The sequence below is a fragment of the Pedobacter psychrodurus genome (genome assembly GCF_004331735.1).
Taxonomy (GTDB): domain Bacteria; phylum Bacteroidota; class Bacteroidia; order Sphingobacteriales; family Sphingobacteriaceae; genus Pedobacter; species Pedobacter psychrodurus.
Map to the genome: position 1 here is coordinate 17,494 of NZ_SJSO01000007.1, position 25,640 is coordinate 43,133.

Here is a 25,640-nt window from a genome sequence, read left to right on the forward strand (position 1 = left end):
CCTTTTATCTGTGGTTAAATTACTTTTAACCATTACCTGATAATTAGTACAGGAATGTTCACTTTATGCCGTACCGAATCAACAGTGGTACCGAATATAAGGTCTTTTAAGCCTTTATGGCCATGCGCCCCCATTACCAATAGTTCCATTTCATTTCTGTTGCTGATATCAGCTATGGCTTTACCGGTACTTCCAAAACCAATAAAGGGTGTAGAATCATATCCAAGATCTTCGAGGTTGGCTCGGTATTTCTCCAGGTTGGCTGCATCGCTCTGTGTTTCATGGTCCATTACTTCGTTACCAAGATAGCGTGCGGCAGCTGTTTCTACAACATGGATAAGGAAATAGTGTGCATCTTTGCCGCCTTGAATTAAAGCATGTCGAATGGTGTTTCTATCGTTTTTAGAAAAATCTACAGCAATTCCAATTCGTTTATAACTAATCTTGTCGATTTTACCAATATCCAAAGCATTCCCGTGAGGTACAAGCTGTCTTGATGCATTCTTTTTCTTTTCTAATAACGGATGGAAGAAAACATACAGCAAGAGTAGAACGATGAGGATTAATGCTGGTATTACAATCACATAAATCCACCAGTTGTTGGCCTCTTTTGCCCAGCCACTTATCTCTTCAATTACAAGTTTCACATTCAATGCGATAATAGCTAAAGCACTTGCCCATGCCAATACCTTAACCCAGGGTTTAATTGCAAAATCTTTCATCAGTTTTTTATCTGATGTAAAATGAATTAATGGAATAATGGCAAAGCCCAATTGCAAACTTAACACCACCTGACTCAATACTAATAGTCCGCCTAATGCATCATCTCCATAATGTAAAATGGTAAAAAAAGCAGGGATAATGGCCAGAAGGCGCGTAATCAAACGTCGTAACCAGGGCTGAATCCTTAGGTTAATGTGGCCTTCCATAATAATCTGTCCAGCTAAAGTCCCAGTAACGGTAGAACTTTGTCCGGCAGCGATTAATGCTATTGCAAATAGGGTTGGAGCTACATCCCCGAAAATGTTCGAAAGTAGTTTATGCGCATCTTGAATTTCAGCTACCTCATGTAGCCCATTTTTATAAAAAGCCGCTGCGGCAAGAATCAATATGGCAGCGTTAACAAAAAAAGCTAGGTTTAATGCAACTGTTGTATCAATGAGGTTAAATTTTATGGCCTCTTTAATCCCTTTATTGCTACGTTCGATCTTCCTGGTTTGTACTAAAGATGAATGTAGATAAAGGTTATGCGGCATCACCGTTGCACCGATAATCCCGATGGCAATATAAAGTGCATCGCCATTTAGTATGGAGGGTTCAAATCCTTTGACTACTTCTTTAAGTGATGGTTCTACAATAAACATTTCAACCAGAAAGGAGATCCCGACAATAAAAACCATCGAAACGATAAAGCCTTCCATGGCTCGCATGCCTTTGTTGAGTAAAAAGAGTAATAAAATGGTATCGAAAATAGTAATTGAAATGCCCCAGATTAATGGTAATCCAAAAAGCAGCTGTAGGCCTATGGCCATCCCGATAATTTCTGCTAAATCGCAAGCTATAATTGCAGTTTGTGCCAAGGCAAATAATGGAATATTAGCCCAACGCGGATAAGCTTGTTTAGATGCCTGTGCTAAATCAAGTCCTCTTACTATACCCAAACGGGCACTTAACGATTGTAAGAGCAATGCAATGAGGTTCGACATCAGTAAAACCCAAATTAATTGGTAACCGAATTTACTACCACCCGCTAAATCGGTCGCCCAGTTACCTGGGTCCATGTAGCCAACACTAATTAAATAAGCCGGACCAATGAAAGCCAAAATTCTTTTCCAACCTTTTCTTTTATCTGTATTTACACTTTGATGTACTTCACTTAACGATTCAGTTTTTGCCATTGCTGCTGATTAAAATATGTTTTGCAACTTCTCTACTAATATTAACTTGTTTATCGGATAACCGGATTTCTACGGAGCCATCAAAATCGGTTACATCGCTGATCTGGATTTGTTTGCCCAAGGTAAGGCCTAACTTTTCTAAATGTTTTAAAAATGCCGAGCTGTGTTGGGTTACACCGGTAATGGTACCCCGATCGCCTATTTTTAGTTCGATTAATTTTATAAACTGGGTTTTGGCAAATCTTCCGTTTTTATCGGGAATGGGGTCGCCATGGGGGTCTGCTTTCGGAAAGCCTAAAAATTCATCTAGTCTTTCAATTAGCTCAATTGATTTAATATGCTCTAACTCTTCCGCTACATCATGTACCTCATCCCACTTAAAGTTTAATTTGTCTACCAAAAAAACTTCCCATAATCTATGCTTACGGACAATATCTATCGCTGTATTTTTTCCGATTTCGGTTAAAGTAACCCCCTGGTATTTAATATAATCAACTAAGCCTTTGTCGGCTAATTTCTTAATCATATCGGTAACCGAAGCTGGTTTGGTTTGCATTTGCTCTGCAATAGCGTTGGTTTGAACGTTTATGGTTTTCTCTGCCAGATGATAAATAGTCTTTAGATAGTTCTCTTCCGTGTAACTTTGCATTTATATTTATCTAATTTTATTTTTAGGTAAATCTAAAAATTATTTTTTAAAATATATATGATAAATTATGTTAAAATTTAGAATATAATTTGGTTATGTTTGTATTCTCAAATACCTTTAACACCATATGGCATCTGAATTAGATAAAATTGACTTTAAAATTTTAAGAATTCTTCAAGAGAATGGAAGAATTACAAACTTGCTTTTATCCCAAGAAATTGGTTTATCACCTGCACCAACTTTAGAACGTGTGCGCAAGCTTGAAATGGCAGGATATATTAAAAGTTATCATGCACTGGTAGATGAAGAAAAGCTGGGTTTAGGTATCAAAACCTTTATTCAGATTCAACTCGATTTTCATAAAAATAACACCATCCAGATCTTTTTGGATGAAGTAAATCAAATTAAGGAAATCACAGAGTGTCACCACGTTACTGGTCAGGCCGATTTTCTATTAAAGGTTTATGTGAAAGACATTAAAGCATACGAACGTTTAATCATGGATAAAATCAGTAAGATTTCTGTGGTTAAAACTTTCCAAACGATGATGATCATGTCGACCACAAAGAAAGAACCGATTGTGCCTTTGGAGTATTAAACCGAATAATACCGTCATTTTATAGATGCGTCATGCTGAATTTATTTCAGCATCTTTCTTGCTATTAAGACCCTGAACTAAATTCAGGGTGACGTATTGAGAAAGGTTAGTCGATTTCGTTATTCAATATTATCCCATCAATAATTCCTGATATTTCCTCCGCATTTTGGTAAACCATAAAATGCGTTCCGTTTTGGATTACAAAATCTGGCATTGCGGTTTTGGAATACAAAATTTTATCATTGGTGCCGTGAATGTGGTAGATGCCTTTAGGTTTGATTTTATTCCTCCAGCCTAAAATACTCCCGATTGCCCATTTCAAAAAATAAGGATCTGTATCTTTTATAATTTTGCTCAAAAGTGTTTTCTCACTACTGGAACGTGTACCGAAATAATAATTTTGAGTGAGTTTATTCGATGACTTTAAGAGTTTTGCAGGGATAAGTTTCAGTAGTCCAAGCTTACCTGCGAAACGATATAATGCGGGTAGATGAGTACTCAACATGGTACTCGAGATGATAATCGTTGTTGCAGGGTTTAATAATTTTGCAATTTCTACTGCTATCATCCCGCCAAAAGAAACGCCGACCAAGGCAAAAGGCTGAGTTAAGTTCATTACTTCACTTAGGCGTTTAGCGTATGAAGCCAACGATTCATTTTTATTTGGCGTAATCCAATCTATGTGAATGATATTGATATTTTCATCTAGCTTTAGCTTAGAAAAAATTCTTCTACCGGCACCTAAACCGCTTATAAAATAAGTATTCATTATGCTGGTAAGTTCCAGTCGATGGGTGTTAAGTTGTTTTGTACTAAAAGCTGATTTGCGTTGGAGAAATGTTTAGATCCAAAAAAACCATTGTAAGCCGAAAATGGCGATGGGTGGGCTGCTGTAAGTACATAATGCCTTTTCTGGTCGATTAAAGCCGCTTTTTGCTGCGCGTATTTACCCCACAAAAGAAATACGATCTGTTCGCGTTTTTGAGATAAAGCCTTGATAATTTCATCAGTGAAAATTTCCCAGCCACGGTTTTGATGTGAACCTGCTTCTGAAGCACGAACGGTTAAGGTGGCATTTAACAACAATACACCTTGTTCTGCCCAATGCGTTAAATGTCCGTGGTTTGGTGTTTTAAAACCTTCAATATCAGTTTCCAGCTCTTTATAAATATTTTTTAATGAGGGCGGAACAGCTACACCACGCTGTACCGAAAAAGACAGACCATGCGCCTGGCCAACACCATGATAGGGATCTTGACCTAGAATGACAACTTTTACCTGATCGAAAGGTGTGGTGTTTAATGCATTGAAAATATCAGCGCCTTTTGGGTAAACCATTGCACCTTTCTGTTTCTCTTCCTGTAAAAAAGACTTAAGGCTTTTCATGTAGTCTTTTTCGAATTCTTCTTCTAAAACGGCTAACCAACCTGGTTCTAATGCTGCAGACATGTCTTTTGATGTAAAATGTATTGAATGTAAGATGTATAATGTAAAATCGGGTCAATGGTTTGATAGTTTATAGTCAATAGTTTGGGTGTTCATTCTGGTGAATAGACATTCAACTATTAAACTATGAGCCATGGACCAATAAACTATCAACCAAACCCGTCTCAAAAAGTTTAAGATTTCTTCTTATAAATAGCTAACAGATCACCCTCTAGTGTTGTTTTAGGGCCTTCAATAATTCTCCCCAGTTCTTTTCCTTTTTTATCAAAGACAATAAAAGTTGGTACCCTTACAATGTCCAAGCCATCTATAATGCCGTTTTCAGCTTTTTTATTTCCATCAACCGCAATAATTTCTACGTTTTTCTCATTAAAGTGCAAGGCGTCTAAAATTTTAAAGAAGTTTGGTACGTTTGCTTTACTATCGCCACACCAGGTGCCTAAAACAATTTTGATTTTTTCATTTTTAACCAGTTTTTTCAGTTCGATCAGTGTTGCCGCATCTGGTATGTAAGCTGCATAAAGCGGATCGTACATTTCTTTGAACTCAGGAAAGGTCGTAATGCCCTCGCGCGTACAGGCATTAATTAATATGTCTTTATTGTGAACTTGATCGTGGATTTTTTTATTCACATCTTGAGCAGAAACGTTCATTGCAAGTACGATTAGGGTTATGGATAAGAGGATTTTCATATTAGTGAAATGATTTTTGTGAGCTTTTAAATTTTTAATGAAATTATTGTTTTAAAATCTAATTTCTGCCATTTAAACACGATATTTGCAAAAAAAAAATAATTAGAATAAAATTTATGCCAAATATTATCAGATTAATTGCGGGGTTTGCTTTACTGGGTGGCGCAGTAGCTTTATTTATTTTCGGTTTCTGGCCATGGGGCATCGTTGCCATATTATTGGGAATAATTGTAGTGGTAACTTATTTCTTTAATGAGAATATGCTTTTAGCACAATGGTTTCTTCGAAAAGATAACATGCCTAAAGCAAAAATGTTTTTAGATAGGATTACCAATTACGAAACGCAGTTGATTAAAGTTCAACATGGTTATTATAACTTATTAATCGGTTTAATTGAAAGCAGAACAGCACCGATGCAGAGTGAGAAGTATTTCAAAAAATCGCTTGCATTAGGTATGCAGATGGATCATAACATTGCTTTAGCTAAATTGAGTTTAGCAGGTATTGCAATGGCTAAACGGAACAAACGCGAAGCAACCATGTACCTTGCTGAAGCGAAAAAAGCAGATAAGAACAAATTATTGGCCGATCAGATTAAGCAAATGAAAGATCAGATGGGCATGATGGATAAGCAACAGCAAGTTCGTTATAGATAGTATTAATTACCATATATAAAGCCATTTCATTATTTGAGATGGCTTTTTTTTATTGATTAGTTTTTTTGTAATTACTTTTTTGGTTTTGGAAATGAATGTCGGTTTTCCATCGGGTGCGGTAGTCCCGCTATTCGTTCCAGCCGATGAAGGATCGGCATCCACTGTTATCGGGTTTATAGTGAAGGGTTTGTGGCCGAGATGCATGATGTTCATTGCATCAGTAATATAGAAATGTCATCCTGAGCTTGTCGAAGGGCTTTTAGTAGTGATTAAGGTTTATCTCTTCCGATAAATCTCTCTTTACCTAAAAGAAAACCAATTGCCCGCTTAACATTCTTCTCTACAGAATCTTCTGTTTTGAGGTTTGCAATATAACGTGTTATTTCTTTTTGCAAATAGGGAGCAAGGCCATCAAATATCTCCTTAGCCGCTTTGTTTTCTGCCAGAGCTTCAACTAATTTAGGGTGTACAGTTATTGAACGTATTTCAGTATCAAATACTATTTCGAAGATTGCAGTATCTCCAACATCTTTGCCTGCGGCTTTTCGCATAGGGGTATTCAGGTACAAACGCCAATCGCCAGCATACTTTACCAAGGTTTGTTTAAACTCATGCCCATCAATTTTCATCGTAATCGGGAGTTGGCCTTTGTTTTTCCCTGCCTGATAGAAAACATAGTTTAATGCTTCATCTGGTACAAATACAAAAGGATTGATACCTATAATTTTAATTTCGGAAGTAAAAGGTTTTGGTTTTTTTGTGTTCATTGGCTTTCTATTAAATAAAGATATTGGCTTTGATTAAAACTCCATAATTTTTGGGTCAATAATCAAGCGCCATAATTTCTCTCTATGCTCCATGCCCAACGCTTTTCGCTCTTCGCTAACTGCTCTCCACGCACTGCTTTTTGCTAAAAATTAAAACCAAACGTTATTTTCCATTGTAGTTTATGTAAAATCTAATACTATGGCAACATCACAAGAAGGGAGTACCAACAATACTCAGGAAGAAAATAATATTAAAGATTTGGGCGGCAAAGCAGCTATTGAAAAACTCAGAACGCTAGCCGAAAAGGCCGAAAGCTGTTTTTTCTGTACCAATATTAGAACTGGGATACCCTTATCGGTAAGACCGATGGCTATTCAGCAGGTCGATGATGAGGGGAATATCTGGTTTATGAGCATGAAAGACAGTCATAAAAATAATGAGATTTCAACTGACCCTTTTACGCATCTATTGTTTCAGGCCGGAGCACATTCAGGTTTTGTAAATATTTATGGAATTTCAGAAATCAGTAGGGATCAGGCTAAAATTGACGAGCTTTGGAGCCCGTTTATTAAAACCTGGTTTCAGGGTGGGAAAGACGATCCGGAAATTACCTTGATTAAGGTTATCCCTTCGGAGGGATATTATTGGGATACCAAACACGGCACTGCAGTTGCATTTTTAAAAATGGCAGCGTCGGTTATAACAGGAAAAACAATGGATGATTCGGTTGAGGGAACTTTGGAGGTAGATTAATAGGTTAACTGTTGGAATCGGTTAACTGGTTAATTGTTGCAATTAACTGTCAACTGAGAATTCCCAACTGCAAACTGATTATTTATCTCCTAAATAATCAAATCCTTCTAGTTCTTCTCTTTGGGCTCTTTTGCTTAAGATATCTTCTTCTTCTGCTTGTACCCTTGAGAAAAACAAAGCTTCGGCCTGGATTCTTTTTATTAACTGACGTACCAGCGTTAAATCAAAAGCATCTTTGCTTAATTTAATGCAGTATTCTCTTTCGTTGATTTCTAAGCTTGACGTATTCATATCGCAATGATTTTTAATTATCGATTGCTGTAAATATAGAGAAGGCTTGCTAAACTATTGTTAGCAAGCCTTTTAAGTTTATGTTATGTTTTTGTTAAAATCAAATCCCGAATTACTCTTTTAGCGCCTCAGATTTGATTATTTATGTGATAGGAATAGACCATCATCCGTTTTGGTAACTTTTAAAATTCCTTTTGCTGTTAAAGCTTTTAAGGTTGTATCCCATTTCTTGTTGCTCCAATCGGCCAGTTTTCCTTTTACTTCGGTTAACAGATATTGATCGCCTTCCGAAACCAGTGCATATAATTCTGTTTCTTCTGGAGTCATTTCTATTTTCTTTTTCTCAGGGCGCATCTGCGGGAAGAATAAAACTTCCTGGATGGTACTTTGGTTGGTCATTAACATTACAATACGATCTATACCAAAACCTAAACCTGAAGTAGGAGGCATACCATACTCTAAAGCACGAACAAAATCATCATCCATTGCCATAGCTTCGGCATCACCGCGATCAGCCAGTTTCAGTTGATCTTCGAAACGTTCTTTTTGGTCAATTGGATCGTTCAATTCCGAATAGGCGTTTCCAATTTCTTTCCCATTAACAAATATTTCGAAACGCTCTACTAATCCTTCCGCAGTACGGTGTTTTTTAGCAAGTGGTGTCATTTCTATTGGATAATCTGTAATGAAAGTAGGCTGGATTAAATTCGCTTCTACCTTAGCACTGAAAATTTCATCTACTAATTTACCACGGCCCATTGTAGAATCGGTTTCGATAGCCAATGAAGCACAGGTTTGTAGAAGTTCGTCTTCTGTCATGGCCGATACATCAATCCCTGTATATTTTTGAATGGATTCGTACATGGTTAGTTTTTCGTATGGCCCTTCGAAATTAATATCGTGCTGACCAACTTTAACTACAGCTGAACCATTTGTAGCAATAGCTACTTTTTCTAAACATTCTTCAACCATAGCCATCATCCAGATATAATCTTTGTAGGCTACATATATTTCCATTGAGGTGTACTCTGGATTATGTGTACGGTCCATTCCTTCGTTACGGAACATTTTACCAAACTCATATACACCATCGAAGCCGGCAACGATCAATCTTTTTAGATAAAGCTCATTTGCAATACGCAAATAAAGCGGCATATCTAAAGTATTGTGGTGTGTGGCAAAAGGACGTGCGGCAGCACCACCATGAATGGGTTGTAGGATAGGGGTTTCTACTTCCATCCAGCCTTGCTCATCAAAGTAATTACGCATGCTGTTAATTACCTTACTGCGTTTGATGAAAATTTGTTTGTAATCAGGGTTTACCGTTAAATCTACATAACGCATGCGGTAACGTAATTCTGGATTGGTAAATCCATCGTATACGTTTCCTTCATCATCACGTTTAACAATAGGTAGCGGACGTAGTGATTTAGAAAGGACCTTAAATTCAGTAACATGCACAGAAATTTCTCCTGTTTGTGTAGTGAATACATATCCTTTAACCCCGATGAAATCGCCGATATCTAAAAGCTTTTTAAATACAGTGTTATATAGTGTTTTATCATCACCAGGACAAAGTTCATCACGCTTTAAGTAGATCTGAATTCTGCCAGTAGAATCCTGTAGCTCAGTAAAAGAGGCAGCGCCCATAATATTACGGCTCATAATTCTACCTGCTAATACTACGGTCTTGTATGCTGTCTTATCTACTTCATAATTAGCTAATATATCTGCTGCATATGCATTTACTTCATAAGCTTCTGCAGGATAAGGCTCAATGCCTAGTGCGCGTAATTGTTTTAGCGACTCACGTCGTAATATTTCTTGTTCTGATAATCCTATGCTCATTTCAGGTATTTTTTGCAAATTAATGATTTTGCATTTTTTGTTATTGTTAAATTTTGGGGCTTTAAAGGAATAATTTGGTGATAAAATTTTGAATTTATATTGAAAAAAAATTCAATTTTCAGTACCAATTAGCTAACCATTTAAAACCGATGGCTGCAAAGATAAGAAAGCTATTGTAATTACTAAATGCTTTATTTGATATAACGCAGCATTTTAGATTGTTAAAGCCCAATGAGATAAAAAAGTGATTACCAGAAGATTTCTTGCAGTACTTATTCCATATCAATTAAGGGATCCCAGAATACCTTTTTAAGATTTTGAACTTTAAGGTTTTTAATTTCAACGCCTTCGTTTTCGAGCAGCTCCTGTCTTTTAGCTGTAGATGATGGATCGCCACTGAGTACGCCATTGCTACTGATTACCCTATAATAAGGTACAGGAGGCTGTGAGGCCCCACAAGCGCCAATTGCTCTGGCAACCATTCTTGAGAGGTTAGGTGTACCAATAGCTTTTGCGATTGCACCATACGAAGTTACCCTGCCTTTGGGTATTTCTCTGGTTAAATCCCAAACCTGCTCAAAAAATAAATCGTGTTTCATAGTTTTTGGCAAATGATATGTAAAGCTATTAAATATAGCTCTTTTATAATTCTTCATTCTGATCCGATAGCTATCGGATTTATTTTATTAGGGGCTTTTATATAGTTTCATTGGTCTAATAGCTACTCCGTGGTCAGAATCCTTCTGACTCTACTTTAGTCAAAAAATAGACCCTGAAATAAATTTAAGGTGACGAATAGCAAAGACATAGAATTTATGAATGGGGTTTATTATGTTTTCTAATAGGATTTCATCAAGTAAATTTATTAAACGATATGAATTTAGTGTTTTACAGATGTTATATTTGTTTAGATGTGACTTAGCCATTAAAAAACGATGCCCGATATAAAACATATACCAACTTCTAGTCTTGATTTTTTAAGGTTATTAAAAAATAACAACGAACGTGAATGGTTTAATGACCATAAAACGGCCTACCAGAAAGAACATGCATATATAGAATCTTTTGCACAGGATTTATTAGATCTTATGAATACCCATGATGTAATTGAAACACCATCGGGAAAGAAAAGTTTATACCGGATATATCGGGATACTCGTTTTTCAAATGATAAAACACCTTATAAAACACATTGGAGTGGAAGTTTTAAACGGGCAGGTAAACAAAGAAGGGGTGGCTACTATTTTCATATCGAACCAGGTAATAGTTTTTTAGCTGGCGGTTTTTTCGGGCCTTCTCCTCAAGATTTGAAATTGATAAGGGAAAATATAAGTTTTGATGCCGAGCCTTTGAGAGAAATATTAAATGATGAAATTTTTATTTCTTCCTTCGAGACTTTGAAAGGCGAACAATTAAAAACAGCTCCAAAAGGTTTTGATGGAGATCATCAGGATATCGATTTGCTACGCTATAAACAATTTTTGCTGGTTCATCGATTTACCGATGAGGAAGTTTTAAGTAAATATTACTCAGGACATTGTAATCAGGAATTTAAAAATATGCGTCCATTTTTTGATTATATGAGCGAAGTATTAACAACTGATGCAAATGGAATGGATCTATAATTGATTTTTATAATAATTATTGTAAAAAATTAAAGGGTCACGATTACAAGATTAGTAATGACGACCCTTTTTTTAATTATGATTCAGCTTCTATACCTTCCTCATACATTTCGTCAATGGCTTCGGCATATTTTTTCTCTACAATACGGCGTTTCACTTTCATGGTTGGGGTAATTTCTCCCTCATCTATATTGAAAGGATTACGTTTGATCTTAAAGTTCTTAATGCGTTCAAACTTGGCCAGTTCGTTAGATATTTTTTTAATGTCCTGTTCCATCCAATCTATAATCTCCTGATCGCGGATAAAAGGATCAGCTTCTTCAAAAAACGATGGTTTAAGTTTAAAGGTTTCTTCTAATGTTTCTCGGTTCGGAATAATAATAGCCGTAATAAATTCACGTTTATCTCCAATTAAAAAAAGTTGATCAATTTTTGGGCTTTTCAGGTAAATGTTTTCTACTGGGGTAGGGTAAACATTTTTGCCATAAGCATTTACGATCATGTTTTTTAAACGATCAGTGATTTGTAAATTGCCTTTATAAAAACGGCCAATATCTCCGGTGTGGAACCACATCTCTTTATCTATCGCTTCGGCGGTTTCGGCAGGTTTGTTAAAATAACCTTTCATCACGCAGTGACCGCGAACAATAACTTCACCTTCAGCACATTCAAATTCTTCGTTAAAAGTATTGTGTGTTTGGATACTGAGCATTTCTTTACTTTCAACGTCTTGTATGCCCACTTCAATTCCTGGAATGATGCGGCCAACAGTACCATAAACCTGCCTGTGATATTCGGTTACCGACATTACTGGCGAGGTTTCTGTTAAGCCAAAGCCTTCTAATATTTTAATGCCCAGATCGCCGAAAAATTCGCCTACATTTTTAGGTAGCGCAGCACCGCCAGAAATCATAAACTTTAAACGTCCGCCGGTTTTCTCTTTAATTTTACTGAAAACCAGTTTCTCTGCTATTCCTTTTTTAGCCGATAAAATGAAGCCTGGATTTTTACCAGCTTCTTTTGCTAAACGGTACTTATTTCCCGTTTCCAAGGCCCAGGTAAATATTTTTGCTTTTGTACCTCCGCCAGCAGTTCCACCTTTTATGGCTTTATCATGTATACGTTCTAAAAGGCGCGGAACACAGCTCATTACAGTAGGACGAACTTCGCCCATATTTTTGGCCAATAATTCTAAACTCTGCGCGAAGGCAATTTTACAGCCTTGTGCACAGCAAACATGATAGGTTGCTGTACGTTCGAATACGTGTGATAATGGTAAAAAAGAAAGAAAGGTTTCTGTTTGATCAATCACGGGAATCTGTTGTAAACAAACCTCCACATTCTTAACAAAGTTATAATGGGTAAGCATTACACCTTTTGGCGTTCCTGTTGTTCCAGAAGTATAAATTAAAGAGGAAACATCCTCAGGTAATACTAAACTTCTACATTGATCAATTTCAGCCTTTTCCGCAGCTGTAACCTGATGTTTAAGCGCCAGGATGTCAGAAAAGGCAATTACTTCCACGTGTACATCGTCAGGAATAACAACTTTTTCGAAATCTTTAAAAGCTGGAATAATATATTTTAACTGTTTACAATTGGCTGCTACCTTTAATACTTTGCGGTATAGAAAGTTGTTTCCAACAAGAATAGCTTTTATGCCAGAATCATTAATGATATAAGCCACTTCATGTTCAGAAAGTGTAGGGTAAATAGATACGTTAATTACACCAATTTGTTGGATACCCTGATCATAATATACATATTCAGGAGAATTTTCGATCATTAATCCTAGCCGGTCGCCTTTTTTTATGCCTTTCTCTAAAAAGAAAGCAGAAACAGCATCAGCTCTTTTTAAAGTATCCTCATAAGAAATTTCAGCCCATTCTGCACCTTGTTTATGGATCAAAAAAGTGTCTTGAGGTTTGTGGATATTTTTTACAACATTTCGCAATAAGGTAGGAACAGTTGAAAATTCGTTTATTAATGGCATGCTCGTAATTTGGTTCGCTAATTATAATTAACAATAATAACGCTTTTTGGTTTAAAAATAGAAAAGGCCCCGAAAATTTCGGGGCCCTTAAATAAATATATTTTATAAGATTTTAAACAGAGAAGCTTTCACCACAGCCACAACTACGGCTGGCATTCGGGTTTATAAAGTTGAAACCTTTTCCGTTTAAACCATCAGTGAAATCTAATTCAGTTCCGGCTAGGTAAAGGAAAGATTTCATATCCAAAGCAATTTTGATTCCTCTGTCTTCAAAAAACTGATCGCCTTTTTGTTCTTCGTTATCAAAATCTAAATTGTATGATAAGCCCGAACAGCCACCACCCTTTACCGAAACGCGTAAAAAGTAATCAGAACCCATTTCCGAATCCTGCATTAAGTGGGTGATTTTTTCTTTTGCTTTATCTGTTATCGTAATCATTGTGATAGAGATTTGAGATTTGAGATGTTAGATTTGAGAAATATTTGAGCGCCTTAAGGTCTCATATCTCAAATCTACTGTCTCATATCTATTTTAATGGTGCGATTTTTCTAATACAATTGCCTCTAAGCCATTTTTAACGCGGTAATCGTTAATAGCCGATTTAATTGCATCCTCTGCCAAAACTGAGCAGTGAATTTTAACTGGAGGTAAAGCCAATTCTTCAACAATATCCATGTTGTCGATAGATAAAGCCTCATCAATTGTTTTTCCTTTTAACCATTCTGTAGCTAAAGAAGAAGAAGCAATAGCAGAACCACAACCAAACGTTTTAAATTTAGCATCAGTGATAACGTTATCTTCTCCAACCTCAATCTGCAAACGCATTACGTCGCCGCACTCAGGTGCACCAACTAATCCTGTTCCTACAAATTTGCTGTCTTTATTTAATGTACCTACGTTACGTGGGTTATTGTAATGGTCAATTACTTTTTCTGAATATGCCATGATTTTATTTTTTTAATCTCCTTACGGAGCAAATTTTTTAATTAGTTTTCAATTTAGAGTTTGGCGATTTGCGTAAGGCGTTTGGCGATTAACCTTCTACCTTAAGCCTTCCAACCCTCTACCTTTCTTAGTGTTCTGCCCACTCAATTTTACTCAAGTCTATTCCTTCTTTAAACATTTCCCAAAGTGGAGAAAGTTCTCTTAAGTGATTAACTGCTTTTTGAGTAACTTCAATGGCCTGATCGATCTCAGCTTCTGTTGTAAACCTTCCTAAACCGTAACGGATAGAAGAGTGTGCTAAATCATCAGATAAACCTAAGCTTTTTAAAACGTATGATGGTTCTAAAGATGCTGAAGTACAAGCCGATCCCGAAGATACTGCTAAATCACTCATTGCCATCATTAAACCTTCACCTTCAACATATTTGAAAGAGATATTGGCTACGTGTGGTAAACGGTGTTGTGTATTACCATTAACATAACTCTCTTCCATTTTGTTTAAAGTAGTTTCTAACTTATCACGTAAAGCAGCTAAACGAACAGATTCGCTTTCCATTTCTAAACGGCAAAGTTCGCAGGCTTTACCTAAACCTACAATACCAGGAACGTTTAACGTACCAGAACGCATGCCGCGCTCGTGGCCACCGCCGTCCATTTGTGCAGTAACTTTAACCCTTGGGTTTTTACGGCGAACGTAAAGTACACCAACACCTTTCGGACCGTACATTTTGTGTGCAGAGAAAGCCATTAAGTCGATACCATCAGTATTTACGTCAACAGGAATTTTACCAACTGCCTGCGTAGCATCAGTCATAAATAAAGCACCGTGCTTGTGTGCAATAGCTGCAATTTCTTTAACCGGTTGGATTACGCCAATTTCGTTGTTGCCATACATAATCGAAACTAAAATCGTTTCAGGAGTCATGGCAGCTTCTAATTCAGCTAAATCAATTAAACCATCTTCTTTAACACCTAAATAAGTAACACGTGCTCCGTTTTTCTCTAAATGTTTGCAGGTATCTAAAACTGCTTTATGTTCAGTAACCGCAGTAATAATGTGGTTACCTTTTTCTTTGTACATTTCAAATACACCTTTAATGCCTAAATTATCGGCTTCAGTAGCACCTGATGTAAAAATAATTTCTTTTTCAGTACAGCCGATTAATTTGGCTACCTGCTCACGGGCATAATCTACACCCTCTTCAGCCACCCAGCCAAACGCGTGATTACGACTTGCGGCATTTCCAAATTTCTCAGTAAAGTAAGGTAGCATTGCTTCCAACACCCTTGGATCTAACGGGGTAGTTGCATTATTATCTAAATATATCGGCTGTTTCATCTCTATTCTGTTAATTATAACACAAAGATACGAAAAAACTTATTTAACAATTATAAATAATAGCTATGACCTTACAGGGAAAAGCCGCATTTTTACATTCACATAACCTTATAATCTATGAATAAGATAGAACACATCGGCATCGCGGTAAAAGACCTTAACAGTTCTATAGACATTTATCAGAAACTGCTCAATACAGATTGCTATAAAACAGAGCAAGTTGCATCCGAATTTGTAAATACGGCTTTCTTTAAAACAGGCGAAAATAAAGTCGAACTGCTGCAGGCTACTGCTCCCGAAAGTGCTATTGCTAAATTTATCGAAAAAAAAGGGGAGGGGATTCATCATATCGCTTTCCTGGTTGATGATATCCTTGCCGAAATGGAACGCCTGCATAAAGAGGGATTTGTATTGCTTAGCGAGTCGCCTAAAAAAGGAGCAGATAATAAAATGGTGTGTTTTGTACACCCAAAAGATACCAACGGTGTGCTGATCGAGATCTGTCAGGAAATTAAATGGATTTAGAAGATGTTTAACGCGATTGGATCATTCCCCTCTTTTCTTTTAGAGGGGGTGCCTGCAAGGCGGGGTGTGAATTTGAGTAATATGCTTTTGAAAACGAAAGGTCTGTATTCCATAGCCTCTTCAGTCCTGCTAACCGCTATAGTCCCGATGAAGAATCGGGAGCTGCCGCTTTTATCAGGTTTATTTAAATTGGTCTGTGGTTCTTGGTTTAGCGCTAATCGCACAAAAAGCTGATCTTAAAATCCTTTAATCCCAAAAATCCTATTCTATGTCATTAATTAGTATCATCAGCAAAGATTTCGATATACCAGATGATCTTTCCGAAAATCAATTGCGAGATGCAATGGTTGCTGCCTTTGCCTATTTGATAGATAACGATTTTCCTAAACTGATCCAGATTTTATATAAGGCAGATGTGGATCAATATAAATTAAAAGAACTGCTAGAAACCAAAGTAGGGCAAAGTTCAGCAGAAATAATTGCTGATACTTACATCGCTAGGCAAATGGCCAAAATAGAAACATGGAAGAAATATAGTTAGTTATAAGTCAGATTGATAGTTAATTAAGTCGCTTGATCTTGATGATTTTATATCTTTATTTAATGAATTATCGCTTTCTCTTATTTCTACTTTTTCCAACTTTTGTATTTGCACAAAGAAACTCACCCTCAGAAATAAAAAGAGTGATCACTATTTCATATTAGAAGTATTTATTAATGCTAATAATTATATGAATACCGATCATTATGATTCCGCACAATTATGGCTGACTAAAATTTATATCAAAGTCAGTTATTGTAAAACATTAAGTTGTCCTTGACTTTAAACGGAGGCATTTTTTTTGCCCCAATATTATAAATCTATTAAGAAATAAAGGCATCCTGTCAATTTAAAATCACAGATTTGTGTTAAATTAAATTAAAAATTTTAGCATTTTTCAGCAGGAGCTGAGTGGTATTTGCATTCATTTTTTGCATTAAATTTTTTCGGTGTGTTTCTACCGTAAAGTGGCTAATAAATAATTTTTCTGCAATTTGAGGTCCATTTAATCCTTCGTGCAACAAATTGAGTACTTCTTTTTCCCTACGTGTTAAAATTGGAACACTCTTTATTGCCTGGTTTACTGTATTATATTGCTCTAATAGTTTTTGATTTGCCGCCTTGCTCAGAAATATTTTGTCATTCATCACTTCCCTAATGGCTAAAAGTAATTCATCGCGTTCCATGTTTTTTAAAAGATAACCATTGGCACCTTTAGATAAAAATTGGATAATGATGCCAGCTTCATTGGTAGAAGTTAGGCCAATAATCTTAGTGCTGTTGTTGTTTTTGCGAATGAGTTCGCACAACGCTAATCCATTCATGTCTGGTAAATTGATGTCTAATAAGATAATATCAGGCAGCGCAGTTGTTAAGAACTCGATCGCATCTTTGGCAGTTTTACAAATCCCTAAAATGGTTAAATAGCTTTCGCTGTTTAACATGGTTGATATTCCATCGCCAACCAGGGGGTGGTCATCTATGATTAGGATAGAAATCATTTAAATAATTCGATAAATGAGCATTTTTTTGGTGATGACAAATTACTGAATATTTATTAAAAAATCCATCAAAACTGTAGTGCCAACTCCATTCTCAGAATCTATTGATAATTTACCTTGAAGGTAATCTACACGGTTTTTTACAGATTGGAGCCCTGCGGTATTATTATTCTTTTTTAAATCAAACCCCCTGCCATTGTCTTCTACAGTTACGCTTAACCGTTCTGCTTCTCTATTAAATTGGATAATGACTATAGTTGCATTTGCATGTTTAATGATATTATTTAAAAGTTCTTGGATTATTCTAAACAACATCATTTCTGTTGACGGATTTAACCTTTCATCCATTCCGTAGGCTTGCATGGAGACATTTAATAATTTACCTGCATTTACACTGTTGCACAACTCTTGGATGGCAGGCACCAAACCAATTTTTATCAAAACTTCAGGCATCATGTTATGCGCAATTCTTCTTACCTCTACAGAAGCTAGATCTACCAATTTGTAGCTCTTTTGAAATAATTCGTTACTTTCCAAGTACTTTTCTTCGTGCTTTAGGGTGCTTAACTGCATTTTAATGGTAGAAAAAAGGCCACCTAAACCATCATGTAAATCCTGAGCAATTCGGTTGCGTTCTGTTTCTTGTCCGTTTACCATAGATTGTAAAGAGACTACCTGTTGTTGCCTTTCTAAAAATTTTATTTGTTCTCCTTTTAATGCACTATCCTTGTCAGCAATTACTCGTTTTTGTCGGCTAGACCTATACAGAAGCATCAATATAATTAATAAAGCTATGGCTGAAATAACGATGATGATTAATAATTTATTTCGCTGATTAGCAGCAAGTTCTTTTTCAATGTTAGATAGTTTCAATTGGGCAATTGTTTTTTCTTTTTTTTCGGTTTGGTAACCGTTTTCTAAAAAATTTAACTGCGCTAAGTTCTTTTCTGTATTAAGGCTATCTCTTAGGGTATAAGATGAGGATAAGGAACGGTAGGCACTATCACTCTTGTTTTGTTTGAATAAGATTTCACTCAATAATTTTGAAGACGAAAGTACAACCTGCTGAATGGCGTCTTTTTTAGCGCCTTCATTTGCCTTTTTTAGGTAAGCAGCAGCTAAAGTGTAGTTATTTAAGTTGTAATATATTTCGCCTAATTTATTATTTGTTTCATGTGTTTGTGCCACATCTTTTAACTTTTGGGCCAAGGCTAATTTGGTTTTATAGAAACTGATGGCTTTAGGGATGTTCTTCAAATAAAACTCCTGGTACCTACCTTCCATTTCGTACAATACTAGGCGGTAATCGTCTTTTTCAAATTCGCTGAGTTGGTTGTCTTTCAGGTTTTTTTTAAGTGAATCTATATTTGATTTAACCAACGGCCCATTTTTCAGTTTATCAGCGAGCGTTAACTTTTCAGACCAGTACAGGTATTTCAAATACGGCTTTGCCTTATTTAGTAAAGGATAGCAAAGGTTCAAATATTCATTTGCTTTTTTAACTTGATTGAGCATGCTGTAATGGCTGCCAATATTTACGTATACAATACATAATGAAGTTGCATCTGGCTTCATTTTCTCTAATATTACCCTAGATTTTAAATAGTAGTTGAGTGCTGTTGTATAATCGCCATTTTTACTATATATGCCCGCAAGGTTATTTAAGGCAACCATTTTCGATCGATTTTTAATTGCAAAATCGGGTATGAACTCGGCATGTTCATTTAGCTCGCTAAAACATTCAATTGCTTTTGCCCATTCGCTTCTTCGGAAATGATAATTACCCTTAGTTAGCAATACCTCACAAATCCCCCTATGAAATCCAATCTTTTTAGCTAAGATCTCAGTATTGTTTAGCAATAATAACCCCTCATCTGGCTTGCTTTCATGTAAAATTTGATAAGATGCCAGTTTACGCATGTTAATAATTCGGATAGTATCGTGTTTGGCATTTTTGATCAACTCTTTTAAGCTGTCTGTATTGAGCTTTTGGCTAAAGGCGGAATTGATTGCCGCTAATGTGAAAAAGGTAAAGAGTGTAGCGTACTTAAAGAGCGAAGATAAACTGTTCATATCGTGTAAATTATCTAAGCAAAGTAGGGATAAATTTTCATCTCACAAATACCGGAATTCAGGTAGTTTTTTATTGAAAAAATCCCAGTTTCAGGTGCTATAAAGTAGCGTTTATTATCCTCAGTTTTACATCACTAAAACACTTTAAATTAAAACGTTATGAAAAAATTATTACTAATTGCGCTAACACTATTTGTAATGCAAGCCAATGCAGTTGTACACACCGTAAATAATGTAACTGGTGGTGGTGCACAATTTACTACCATTAATGCAGCGATAGCTGCGGCTACTATGGGCGATACCATTTACGTTCATGGTAGCCCGATAGTTTATGCCGCATTTAATATTTTAGATAAAAAATTAACCATTATTGGTCCGGGTTGGGCGCCTCAAAAAAATAACCCGGTACGTGCTATAATATTTAGTGCAACCATTAAAAACAGCGGTGCAACTAGTGCTGTTGCCACATCAAACGGAACCGAACTACAGGGTCTTGTTTTTAATAACACAATTTCTTTTTCTGCCAATAGCATTAATGAAAGAGGTGTATCTAACATAAGATTAGATAGGTGTGAGCTAAGAAACGGAATAGAATCAAGTGGTTACGATGCTAATAATTACATTATTGAAAATTGCTATATTTCTGGTTCTGTAGCAAGAATAAGCTTGAGTACTTCTAATAGTTATTCAAACTTTTTGTTTCAGAATAATATCTTCAGGATCGATGGATTTAATAATGGTTTTTTATCTGGTTTTTTAAACATCAGCAATTTCATTTTTAATCATAATTTATTCATGACCAATGCACCTGGTGCAGCAGGCTCTTTGGCAGTTAATAATGGCGTTGCAAAAACCCTTACATTTAGTAATAACATTTTCGTGAATATCAATTTAAACTCGGGTATAGAGTCTTGTACATTCAATAGTAACCTTACTTTTTATTCGAGCGTTCCAGCATTAACTGCTCCTTGGGCTGCAGGTAATGTGGCTAACAACATAGATGGTGGTGGCAATTTAAATAACGTTAATCCGCAAATGGCGGCACAAACTGCAGTAAATACTGGGGTAGATAATATCATTGCTGATTTTACAATTGCTGCTGGTCCTGCAAATAACGCAGGTAACGATGGTAAAGATTTAGGTTTGTTATTTGATGCTACAGGTAGTTTAAACTGGGTAAGTGCTCGTGGTGCTCGTTTGCCATTCATCTTTAGCATGAACATTACCAATCCAACGGTTTCGCCTGGTACTAACCTAAATGTAGAGGTTACCGCTAAGAAAAATAATTAGATTTTATAATAGGTTAATTGGTGTTAGTTAATGTTTATGGGGCTGCTTAAAACAGCCCTTAAACTAATTTCACCACTAATCTTAACCTTATACATCATGAGAAGAATTTTCCTCTTACTGCTGTTGTTATCTTCGTTTGTTGTTAACGCTCAAGTAATAAACAAAGCAGAGTATTTTATCGATACCGATCCTGGACAAGGTAATGGCGTCAATATTCCGATAGGTACCGATCCCAATACCATTAGTTTTGTAGCAACAATACCTACCACTAGCTTAACGGAAGGTTTTCATAACCTCAACATTCGTACAAGATTAGACAACGGTATTTGGAGCCATTATGAAAACAGGGTTTTTTACCTATCAAAGTTTGCTTTGGAAGCAAGTAATGTAAAAGCTGCAGAATATTTTATCGATGCAGATCCTGGTAATGGAAACGGAATAGTAATCCCTGTTGCAACTGTTGGTGCAACTACGAGTTTTATAGCCACTATACCAACAACTGGTCTAGCTAATGGCTTTCATAATTTAATTATACGCTCTAGAAACGAACTTGGGCAATGGGGTTTGGGAGAAAATCGAGTTTTTTATACCTCATCAAGTGCTAATGCTGCAGATGTTACAGCTGCAGAGTTTTTTATAGATACCGATCCTGGAACAGGGAACGGCACGGCATTAAGTGTAGGTGCAAGTGGAGCAACGACAACTTTTACTGCTAGTATCGCTACAACTGGTTTAACCAATGGCTTCCATAACCTCAATATCAGAACTAAAAATAGTCAGGGTATTTGGGGTCATTACGAAAATCGAGTATTTTATGTTTCTAACCAAGGTTTGCCTGCGGCAGATATTACAGCAATGGAGTTTTTTATTGACGCCGATCCCGGTGTTGGTAATGGAACAGCTGTGGCGGTAACTACCGGAAGTATTGTAACTTTAATAGCAAATATTCCAACTACTGAACTAACTACAGGTAAACATTTTCTGTTTTTAAGAGCCAAAAGTGCCGACGGTTGGGGAGGTTTCGAAAAACAAGAATTTACCATCGGCGCTGCGGTTGCACCAGCTAAACCAATAATTGCAAGTGTAGATGCTAAAACAACTTCACCAGCATTAACTAATGTAAACAAACCTGTAATTAAAGGAACATCAGAGCCCAATGTAACCATAGAGGTATTTAATGGAATAACTTCATTAGGAATTGTAACCGCAGATGTAACAGGAAACTGGACTTTTACGCCCGCAACAGCATTGGCTGATGGAACTTTAAACATCACTACAAAGGCCAAAAATGCTAGTAATTTAGAAAGTGTGGCAAGTGATGTATTTGTGGTAGTTATTGATACCCAAGCACCTGCAATAGCAACTATTGTAAGTATTGATGCTAAAACAGCACCCAACTTTACCACAGCTCAAAACAAACCAATTGTGGTTGGCAAGGCCGAAGCTTCATCAACGGTTGAAGTATTTAATGGACTTACCAAATTAGGGGAAGTGCTAGCTGATGCTGCTGGCAATTATAGTTTTACACCACTTGTAGCTTTAGCAGATGGCAATTATGTAATTGCAGTTAGTGCAAAAGATGCCGCTGGGAATGTAAGCGCAAAAAGTGCAGGCTTTAGTTTTAACATTTTAACGCTTATCTCTGCTGCTGCGGTTATTGCAAGTGTAGATGGCAAGACCACCCAGAACTTTACAACAAATGTAAATAAACCCATCATTTCAGGAACGGCAACTGCTTTATTAACTATTGAATTTTTTAATGGCTCAACAAGTTTAGGTGCCATTGCAGCTAGTGCAGGTAGCACTTTTAGCTTTACGCCTATTACCGCATTGGCTGATGGAAATTATACGATAACAGCTAAAGCAAAAAACTCAGCTAATGTTTCTAGCGTTGCCAGTAATAGTTTCAGTTTTACTATTGATACACAAGCGCCAACAACACCGGTAATTGTAAGTATTGTAAATCAAACCAATCAGAATTTTGCAACTAATGTTAACCGACCAGTAATTACAGGAACTGGAGAGCCGGGATCGATAATAGAGCTATTTAATGGCGGTATAAGCTTGGGTTTTGCAACAGTAGATGCAACCGGAAAATTCACATTTACGCCAGCTACTTCATTGCCAGATGGCACTATTGCAATTACCACAAAAGCAAAAGATGCGGCAGGTAATACGAGCTCATCAAGTAACAGCTTTACATTTTCAGTTGATACAGTTGCGCCAAATGCGCCACTTATTGTGAACGTAGATAGCAAAAATACACTAAACTTTATTACCACAAACAATAAACCAGTTATTACAGGAACTGCAGAACCAGGTACCACCATTGAAATATTTAATGGTACAACTAGCTTAGGCTTTGCAACGGTTGCCGCAAATGGCACTTATACTTTTACACCAACAACAGCATTGCCAGATGGTAGTTATGTGCTTACTTTAAAAACTAAAGATGCAGCTGGAAATGTAAGTGCATCTAGCGTTAACTTCAATTTTACGATTGATGCTACAGCTCCAAGTGCACCAATAATCGCAAATGTTGATGGAAAATCGACACAGAATTTCTCAACCTCAAATAACAAACCTGTAATTAATGTAACAGCAGAAAATTTATCGAGCGTTGAGTTATTTAATGGCACTACAAGTTTGATTATAGCTAATACTAATGCAACAGGTGCCTTTATATTCACACCATCATCGGCATTGCCTGATGGAAATTATGTGTTAACCGCTAGGGCTAGAGATGCAGCAGGAAATTTAAGCTTGACGAGCGCAAGTTTTAGTTTTAGGATTGATACTGCTGTTCCAATAGCACCAATTATTGCTAGTGTTGATGCTAAGACAACGCAGAATTTTACAACATCAAATAATAGGCCTATAGTTAACGGAACTGCTGAAAATTTGGCTACAATTGAATTATTTAATGGTATTACAAGTCTAGGTACAGCAATTGCTGATGCGAGTGGTAATTATAGTTTTACGCCATCATCGGCATTGCCAGATGGAAATTATGTATTAACTGCGAGAGCTAAAGATGCAGCTGAAAATGTAAGTGTTGGTAGCTTAAGTTTCAGTTTTGCAGTAGACAGTAAAGCACCCTCAATTTCTTTGATTGTTAGTGTGGATGGTAAGTCGGCCAGTCCGGCAAGCGGAACTAATAATAAGCCAATTTTATTGGGCACGGCCGAAGCAGGAAGTACCATCACCATTTTTGCTAACAATGCCATAATTGGTATTGCCGCTGCAACGACTACTGGTAATTGGATATTTACACCCAATGCCGAACTAGCTATTGGAACCTACAATTTTGCCATAACCGCTAAAGATGCACTGGGAAATGAAAGTGCCAAAAGCATCGCATTTGTTTATGATTTAGTTCCAGTGGATAAAATCGTATCGGCCAATAATATTTTAACACCTAATGGCGATGGTAAAAATGACTTCTTGGTCATTAATAACCTTCAGTACTATCCAAAAAGCTTGGTGAGAATTTACGATAGGGCCGGAAGAATTTTATATACCGCCAATGCTTACAAAAATGATTGGGGAGGCGATTTGAACGGAACTTATTTAGCAGAAGGCACTTACTATTATATTGTTGATTTGGGGGAAGATTTTAAAGCATTCAAATCCTATATCACTATCATCAGAAAAAGCATTAGATAATGGAAAAACTAAATAAATATCACAAATGGAACAAAGTTGGCATAGTGATGCTGATTGTTTTGTTCAGCTTTAATAATGAAACTTTTGCGCAATTAAAACCCGCAAATGCTATTTATTATTTCAATGAGTACTTAGTAAATCCAGCAATAGCAGGGAAAGAAGCAAAGGTGGTAAAAGCATCACTCGGTTATAGGCAACAGCTCTCATCTTTTGCCGGAGCGCCACAAAATCAATTTTTGGCAGTAGATTATGGCTTTGATCAAAAATCTGGAGTTGGATTAAAGTTTAACAATGATAAAGCAGGTTTATTGAGACAAACATCTGTTGCGCTAACCTATGCTTATCACTTGCCATTAAACGAAGAAGATAGGCTTAGCTTTGGTATATCTGGAACATTTACCAATAATAGATTAAATGAAAGTTCATTAATTGGTGATAACAGTGATCCAGATGCGATGGATGTAAATCAGAGAAAGACTTATTTTGATAGTGATTTTGGGATAGTTTATCACAATAAACTAATTACTGTTCAAGCAGTTTTCCCTAATATGATTGCCACCTTAAAAAATAATAGGGAAACAGAAGCAGATTATTCAACTTTCTTTACAGCGGTTAGTTATAAGTTTGAAACCGATTTGGGGCTTTTAGAACCGAAATTAACTTACCGTGGAATTAAAGGTTTTAAAAATGTATTGGATGTGGGTACCAATTTTTTATTCAATTCTAATAATAAAAATCAATTCAACTTAATGGGATTTTATCACAGCTCTAAAAGTGCAACTGTAGGTTTTGGGATAACTTTTAATAGTAGATATAGTTTTACAGGCAGTTATTCTATAAATACAACACTGCTACAAAGTTACAGTAATGGAGATTTTGAGATAGGAATAGGTTTAAAGTTGTAATACTAAACTTTATAAATGAGTTGGGAGAATATCCCCATCTCAACTCATTATTTTCCACTAAAAATCATTTATAAATATAATCCAAAATCAATGTCAAAATTCCTAACTGTCTCCGCCCGATGAGGTGTAATTAGGGC

General features: G+C 36.3%; 24 protein-coding genes. 9 read left to right on the forward strand and 15 right to left on the reverse strand.

The genetic code is table 11. The features are described 5' to 3' along the window. Positions 1 to 32: 32 nt before the first annotated feature. Positions 33 to 1,898, reverse strand: coding sequence for an Nramp family divalent metal transporter (locus EZ456_RS10155; protein WP_131529788.1), 1,866 nt, complete (start codon positions 1,896 to 1,898; stop codon positions 33 to 35). Beyond that, complete coding sequence (locus EZ456_RS10160) at positions 1,885 to 2,547, reverse strand: metal-dependent transcriptional regulator (protein ID WP_131529790.1); 663 nt, start codon at positions 2,545 to 2,547, stop codon at positions 1,885 to 1,887. Before EZ456_RS10160 ends, EZ456_RS10155 begins: the two co-directional genes overlap by 14 nt. A gap of 127 nt (positions 2,548 to 2,674) precedes the next feature. Here EZ456_RS10160 and EZ456_RS10165 point away from each other — a divergent pair, with 127 nt between their 5' ends. Further along, on the forward strand, positions 2,675 to 3,145 hold the full coding sequence (locus tag EZ456_RS10165) for an Lrp/AsnC family transcriptional regulator (RefSeq protein ID WP_025142637.1): 471 nt from the start codon (positions 2,675 to 2,677) through the stop codon (positions 3,143 to 3,145). Between the two features lie 106 nt (positions 3,146 to 3,251). Here EZ456_RS10165 and EZ456_RS10170 read toward each other — a convergent pair whose 3' ends face one another. The 3 genes from EZ456_RS10170 to EZ456_RS10180 form a co-directional block, all read right to left on the reverse strand. Then, a complete protein-coding gene (locus tag EZ456_RS10170) occupies positions 3,252 to 3,914 on the reverse strand; it encodes an alpha/beta hydrolase (protein ID WP_131529792.1) in 663 nt (220 codons plus the stop codon). Continuing rightward, positions 3,914 to 4,594 (reverse strand): uracil-DNA glycosylase, encoded by a 681-nt coding sequence (gene ung / locus EZ456_RS10175; protein WP_131529794.1) that lies wholly within the window; start codon positions 4,592 to 4,594, stop codon positions 3,914 to 3,916. Before ung ends, EZ456_RS10170 begins: the two co-directional genes overlap by 1 nt. A gap of 170 nt (positions 4,595 to 4,764) precedes the next feature. After that, positions 4,765 to 5,283, reverse strand: coding sequence for a thioredoxin family protein (locus tag EZ456_RS10180; protein ID WP_131529796.1), 519 nt, complete (start codon positions 5,281 to 5,283; stop codon positions 4,765 to 4,767). A 116-nt stretch (positions 5,284 to 5,399) separates the two neighbouring features. On the opposite strand from EZ456_RS10180, the gene EZ456_RS10185 reads away from it, so the two are divergent. Then, positions 5,400 to 5,939, forward strand: a complete 540-nt coding sequence (locus EZ456_RS10185) for a DUF2892 domain-containing protein (RefSeq protein WP_131529798.1) — start codon at positions 5,400 to 5,402, stop codon at positions 5,937 to 5,939. A 269-nt stretch (positions 5,940 to 6,208) separates the two neighbouring features. On the opposite strand, the gene EZ456_RS10190 is transcribed toward EZ456_RS10185, so the two are convergent. Continuing rightward, positions 6,209 to 6,706: a YdeI/OmpD-associated family protein gene (locus EZ456_RS10190; RefSeq protein WP_131529800.1), complete on the reverse strand. Its 498-nt coding sequence runs from the start codon at positions 6,704 to 6,706 to the stop codon at positions 6,209 to 6,211. A 199-nt stretch (positions 6,707 to 6,905) separates the two neighbouring features. On the opposite strand from EZ456_RS10190, the gene EZ456_RS10195 reads away from it, so the two are divergent. Further along, complete coding sequence (locus EZ456_RS10195) at positions 6,906 to 7,460, forward strand: pyridoxamine 5'-phosphate oxidase family protein (protein WP_131529802.1); 555 nt, start codon at positions 6,906 to 6,908, stop codon at positions 7,458 to 7,460. A gap of 78 nt (positions 7,461 to 7,538) precedes the next feature. Here the strand turns inward: EZ456_RS10195 and EZ456_RS10200 are convergent, their stop codons facing one another. From EZ456_RS10200 to EZ456_RS10210, 3 genes are all read right to left on the reverse strand, one after another. Next, the gene (locus EZ456_RS10200) at positions 7,539 to 7,751 is read right to left on the reverse strand and encodes a hypothetical protein (RefSeq protein ID WP_057934006.1); all 213 of its coding nucleotides are present in this window, start codon (positions 7,749 to 7,751) and stop codon (positions 7,539 to 7,541) included. Positions 7,752 to 7,889: 138 nt separating this feature from the next. Next, positions 7,890 to 9,599, reverse strand: coding sequence for a lysine--tRNA ligase (gene lysS / locus EZ456_RS10205; protein ID WP_131529804.1), 1,710 nt, complete (start codon positions 9,597 to 9,599; stop codon positions 7,890 to 7,892). Positions 9,600 to 9,871: 272 nt separating this feature from the next. Then, positions 9,872 to 10,198, reverse strand: a complete 327-nt coding sequence (locus tag EZ456_RS10210; RefSeq protein ID WP_131529806.1) for an MGMT family protein — start codon at positions 10,196 to 10,198, stop codon at positions 9,872 to 9,874. Between the two features lie 336 nt (positions 10,199 to 10,534). Between EZ456_RS10210 and EZ456_RS10215 the strand changes: the two genes are divergently transcribed. After that, on the forward strand, positions 10,535 to 11,224 hold the full coding sequence (locus EZ456_RS10215; RefSeq protein WP_131529808.1) for a DUF2461 domain-containing protein: 690 nt from the start codon (positions 10,535 to 10,537) through the stop codon (positions 11,222 to 11,224). A gap of 76 nt (positions 11,225 to 11,300) precedes the next feature. Here EZ456_RS10215 and EZ456_RS10220 read toward each other — a convergent pair whose 3' ends face one another. From EZ456_RS10220 to EZ456_RS10235, 4 genes are all read right to left on the reverse strand, one after another. Then, positions 11,301 to 13,217 carry an AMP-dependent synthetase/ligase gene (locus tag EZ456_RS10220; protein WP_131529810.1) on the reverse strand — a complete coding sequence of 639 codons (1,917 nt, stop codon included), beginning with the start codon at positions 13,215 to 13,217 and terminating at the stop codon, positions 11,301 to 11,303. A 112-nt stretch (positions 13,218 to 13,329) separates the two neighbouring features. Next, positions 13,330 to 13,656: a HesB/IscA family protein gene (locus tag EZ456_RS10225; protein ID WP_025142623.1), complete on the reverse strand. Its 327-nt coding sequence runs from the start codon at positions 13,654 to 13,656 to the stop codon at positions 13,330 to 13,332. A 93-nt stretch (positions 13,657 to 13,749) separates the two neighbouring features. Continuing rightward, positions 13,750 to 14,163, reverse strand: a complete 414-nt coding sequence (gene iscU / locus EZ456_RS10230; RefSeq protein ID WP_025142622.1) for a Fe-S cluster assembly scaffold IscU — start codon at positions 14,161 to 14,163, stop codon at positions 13,750 to 13,752. A 127-nt stretch (positions 14,164 to 14,290) separates the two neighbouring features. Continuing rightward, complete coding sequence (locus EZ456_RS10235) at positions 14,291 to 15,502, reverse strand: IscS subfamily cysteine desulfurase (RefSeq protein ID WP_131529812.1); 1,212 nt, start codon at positions 15,500 to 15,502, stop codon at positions 14,291 to 14,293. Positions 15,503 to 15,619: 117 nt separating this feature from the next. Here EZ456_RS10235 and mce point away from each other — a divergent pair, with 117 nt between their 5' ends. Then, positions 15,620 to 16,027: a methylmalonyl-CoA epimerase gene (gene mce, locus EZ456_RS10240; protein WP_131529814.1), complete on the forward strand. Its 408-nt coding sequence runs from the start codon at positions 15,620 to 15,622 to the stop codon at positions 16,025 to 16,027. A gap of 268 nt (positions 16,028 to 16,295) precedes the next feature. After that, positions 16,296 to 16,568, forward strand: a complete 273-nt coding sequence (locus EZ456_RS10245; RefSeq protein ID WP_131529816.1) for a hypothetical protein — start codon at positions 16,296 to 16,298, stop codon at positions 16,566 to 16,568. Between the two features lie 368 nt (positions 16,569 to 16,936). On the opposite strand, the gene EZ456_RS10250 is transcribed toward EZ456_RS10245, so the two are convergent. Then, on the reverse strand, positions 16,937 to 17,569 hold the full coding sequence (locus EZ456_RS10250) for a response regulator (protein WP_131529818.1): 633 nt from the start codon (positions 17,567 to 17,569) through the stop codon (positions 16,937 to 16,939). Between the two features lie 42 nt (positions 17,570 to 17,611). Further along, positions 17,612 to 19,642, reverse strand: a complete 2,031-nt coding sequence (locus tag EZ456_RS10255) for a tetratricopeptide repeat-containing sensor histidine kinase (protein ID WP_131529820.1) — start codon at positions 19,640 to 19,642, stop codon at positions 17,612 to 17,614. Between the two features lie 159 nt (positions 19,643 to 19,801). Here EZ456_RS10255 and EZ456_RS10260 point away from each other — a divergent pair, with 159 nt between their 5' ends. The 3 genes from EZ456_RS10260 to EZ456_RS10270 all read left to right on the forward strand — a co-directional run bounded on the left by EZ456_RS10260 (position 19,802) and on the right by EZ456_RS10270 (position 25,503). Next, the gene (locus EZ456_RS10260) at positions 19,802 to 20,932 is read left to right on the forward strand and encodes a hypothetical protein (RefSeq protein WP_131529821.1); all 1,131 of its coding nucleotides are present in this window, start codon (positions 19,802 to 19,804) and stop codon (positions 20,930 to 20,932) included. A 96-nt stretch (positions 20,933 to 21,028) separates the two neighbouring features. Beyond that, positions 21,029 to 24,598: an Ig-like domain-containing protein gene (locus EZ456_RS10265; protein ID WP_165501293.1), complete on the forward strand. Its 3,570-nt coding sequence runs from the start codon at positions 21,029 to 21,031 to the stop codon at positions 24,596 to 24,598. Continuing rightward, entirely contained in the window at positions 24,598 to 25,503 is a 906-nt protein-coding gene (locus tag EZ456_RS10270) for a PorP/SprF family type IX secretion system membrane protein (protein ID WP_131529825.1), read from the forward strand. The genes EZ456_RS10265 and EZ456_RS10270 overlap by 1 nt, the downstream gene beginning before the upstream one ends. Positions 25,504 to 25,640 lie beyond the last annotated feature (137 nt).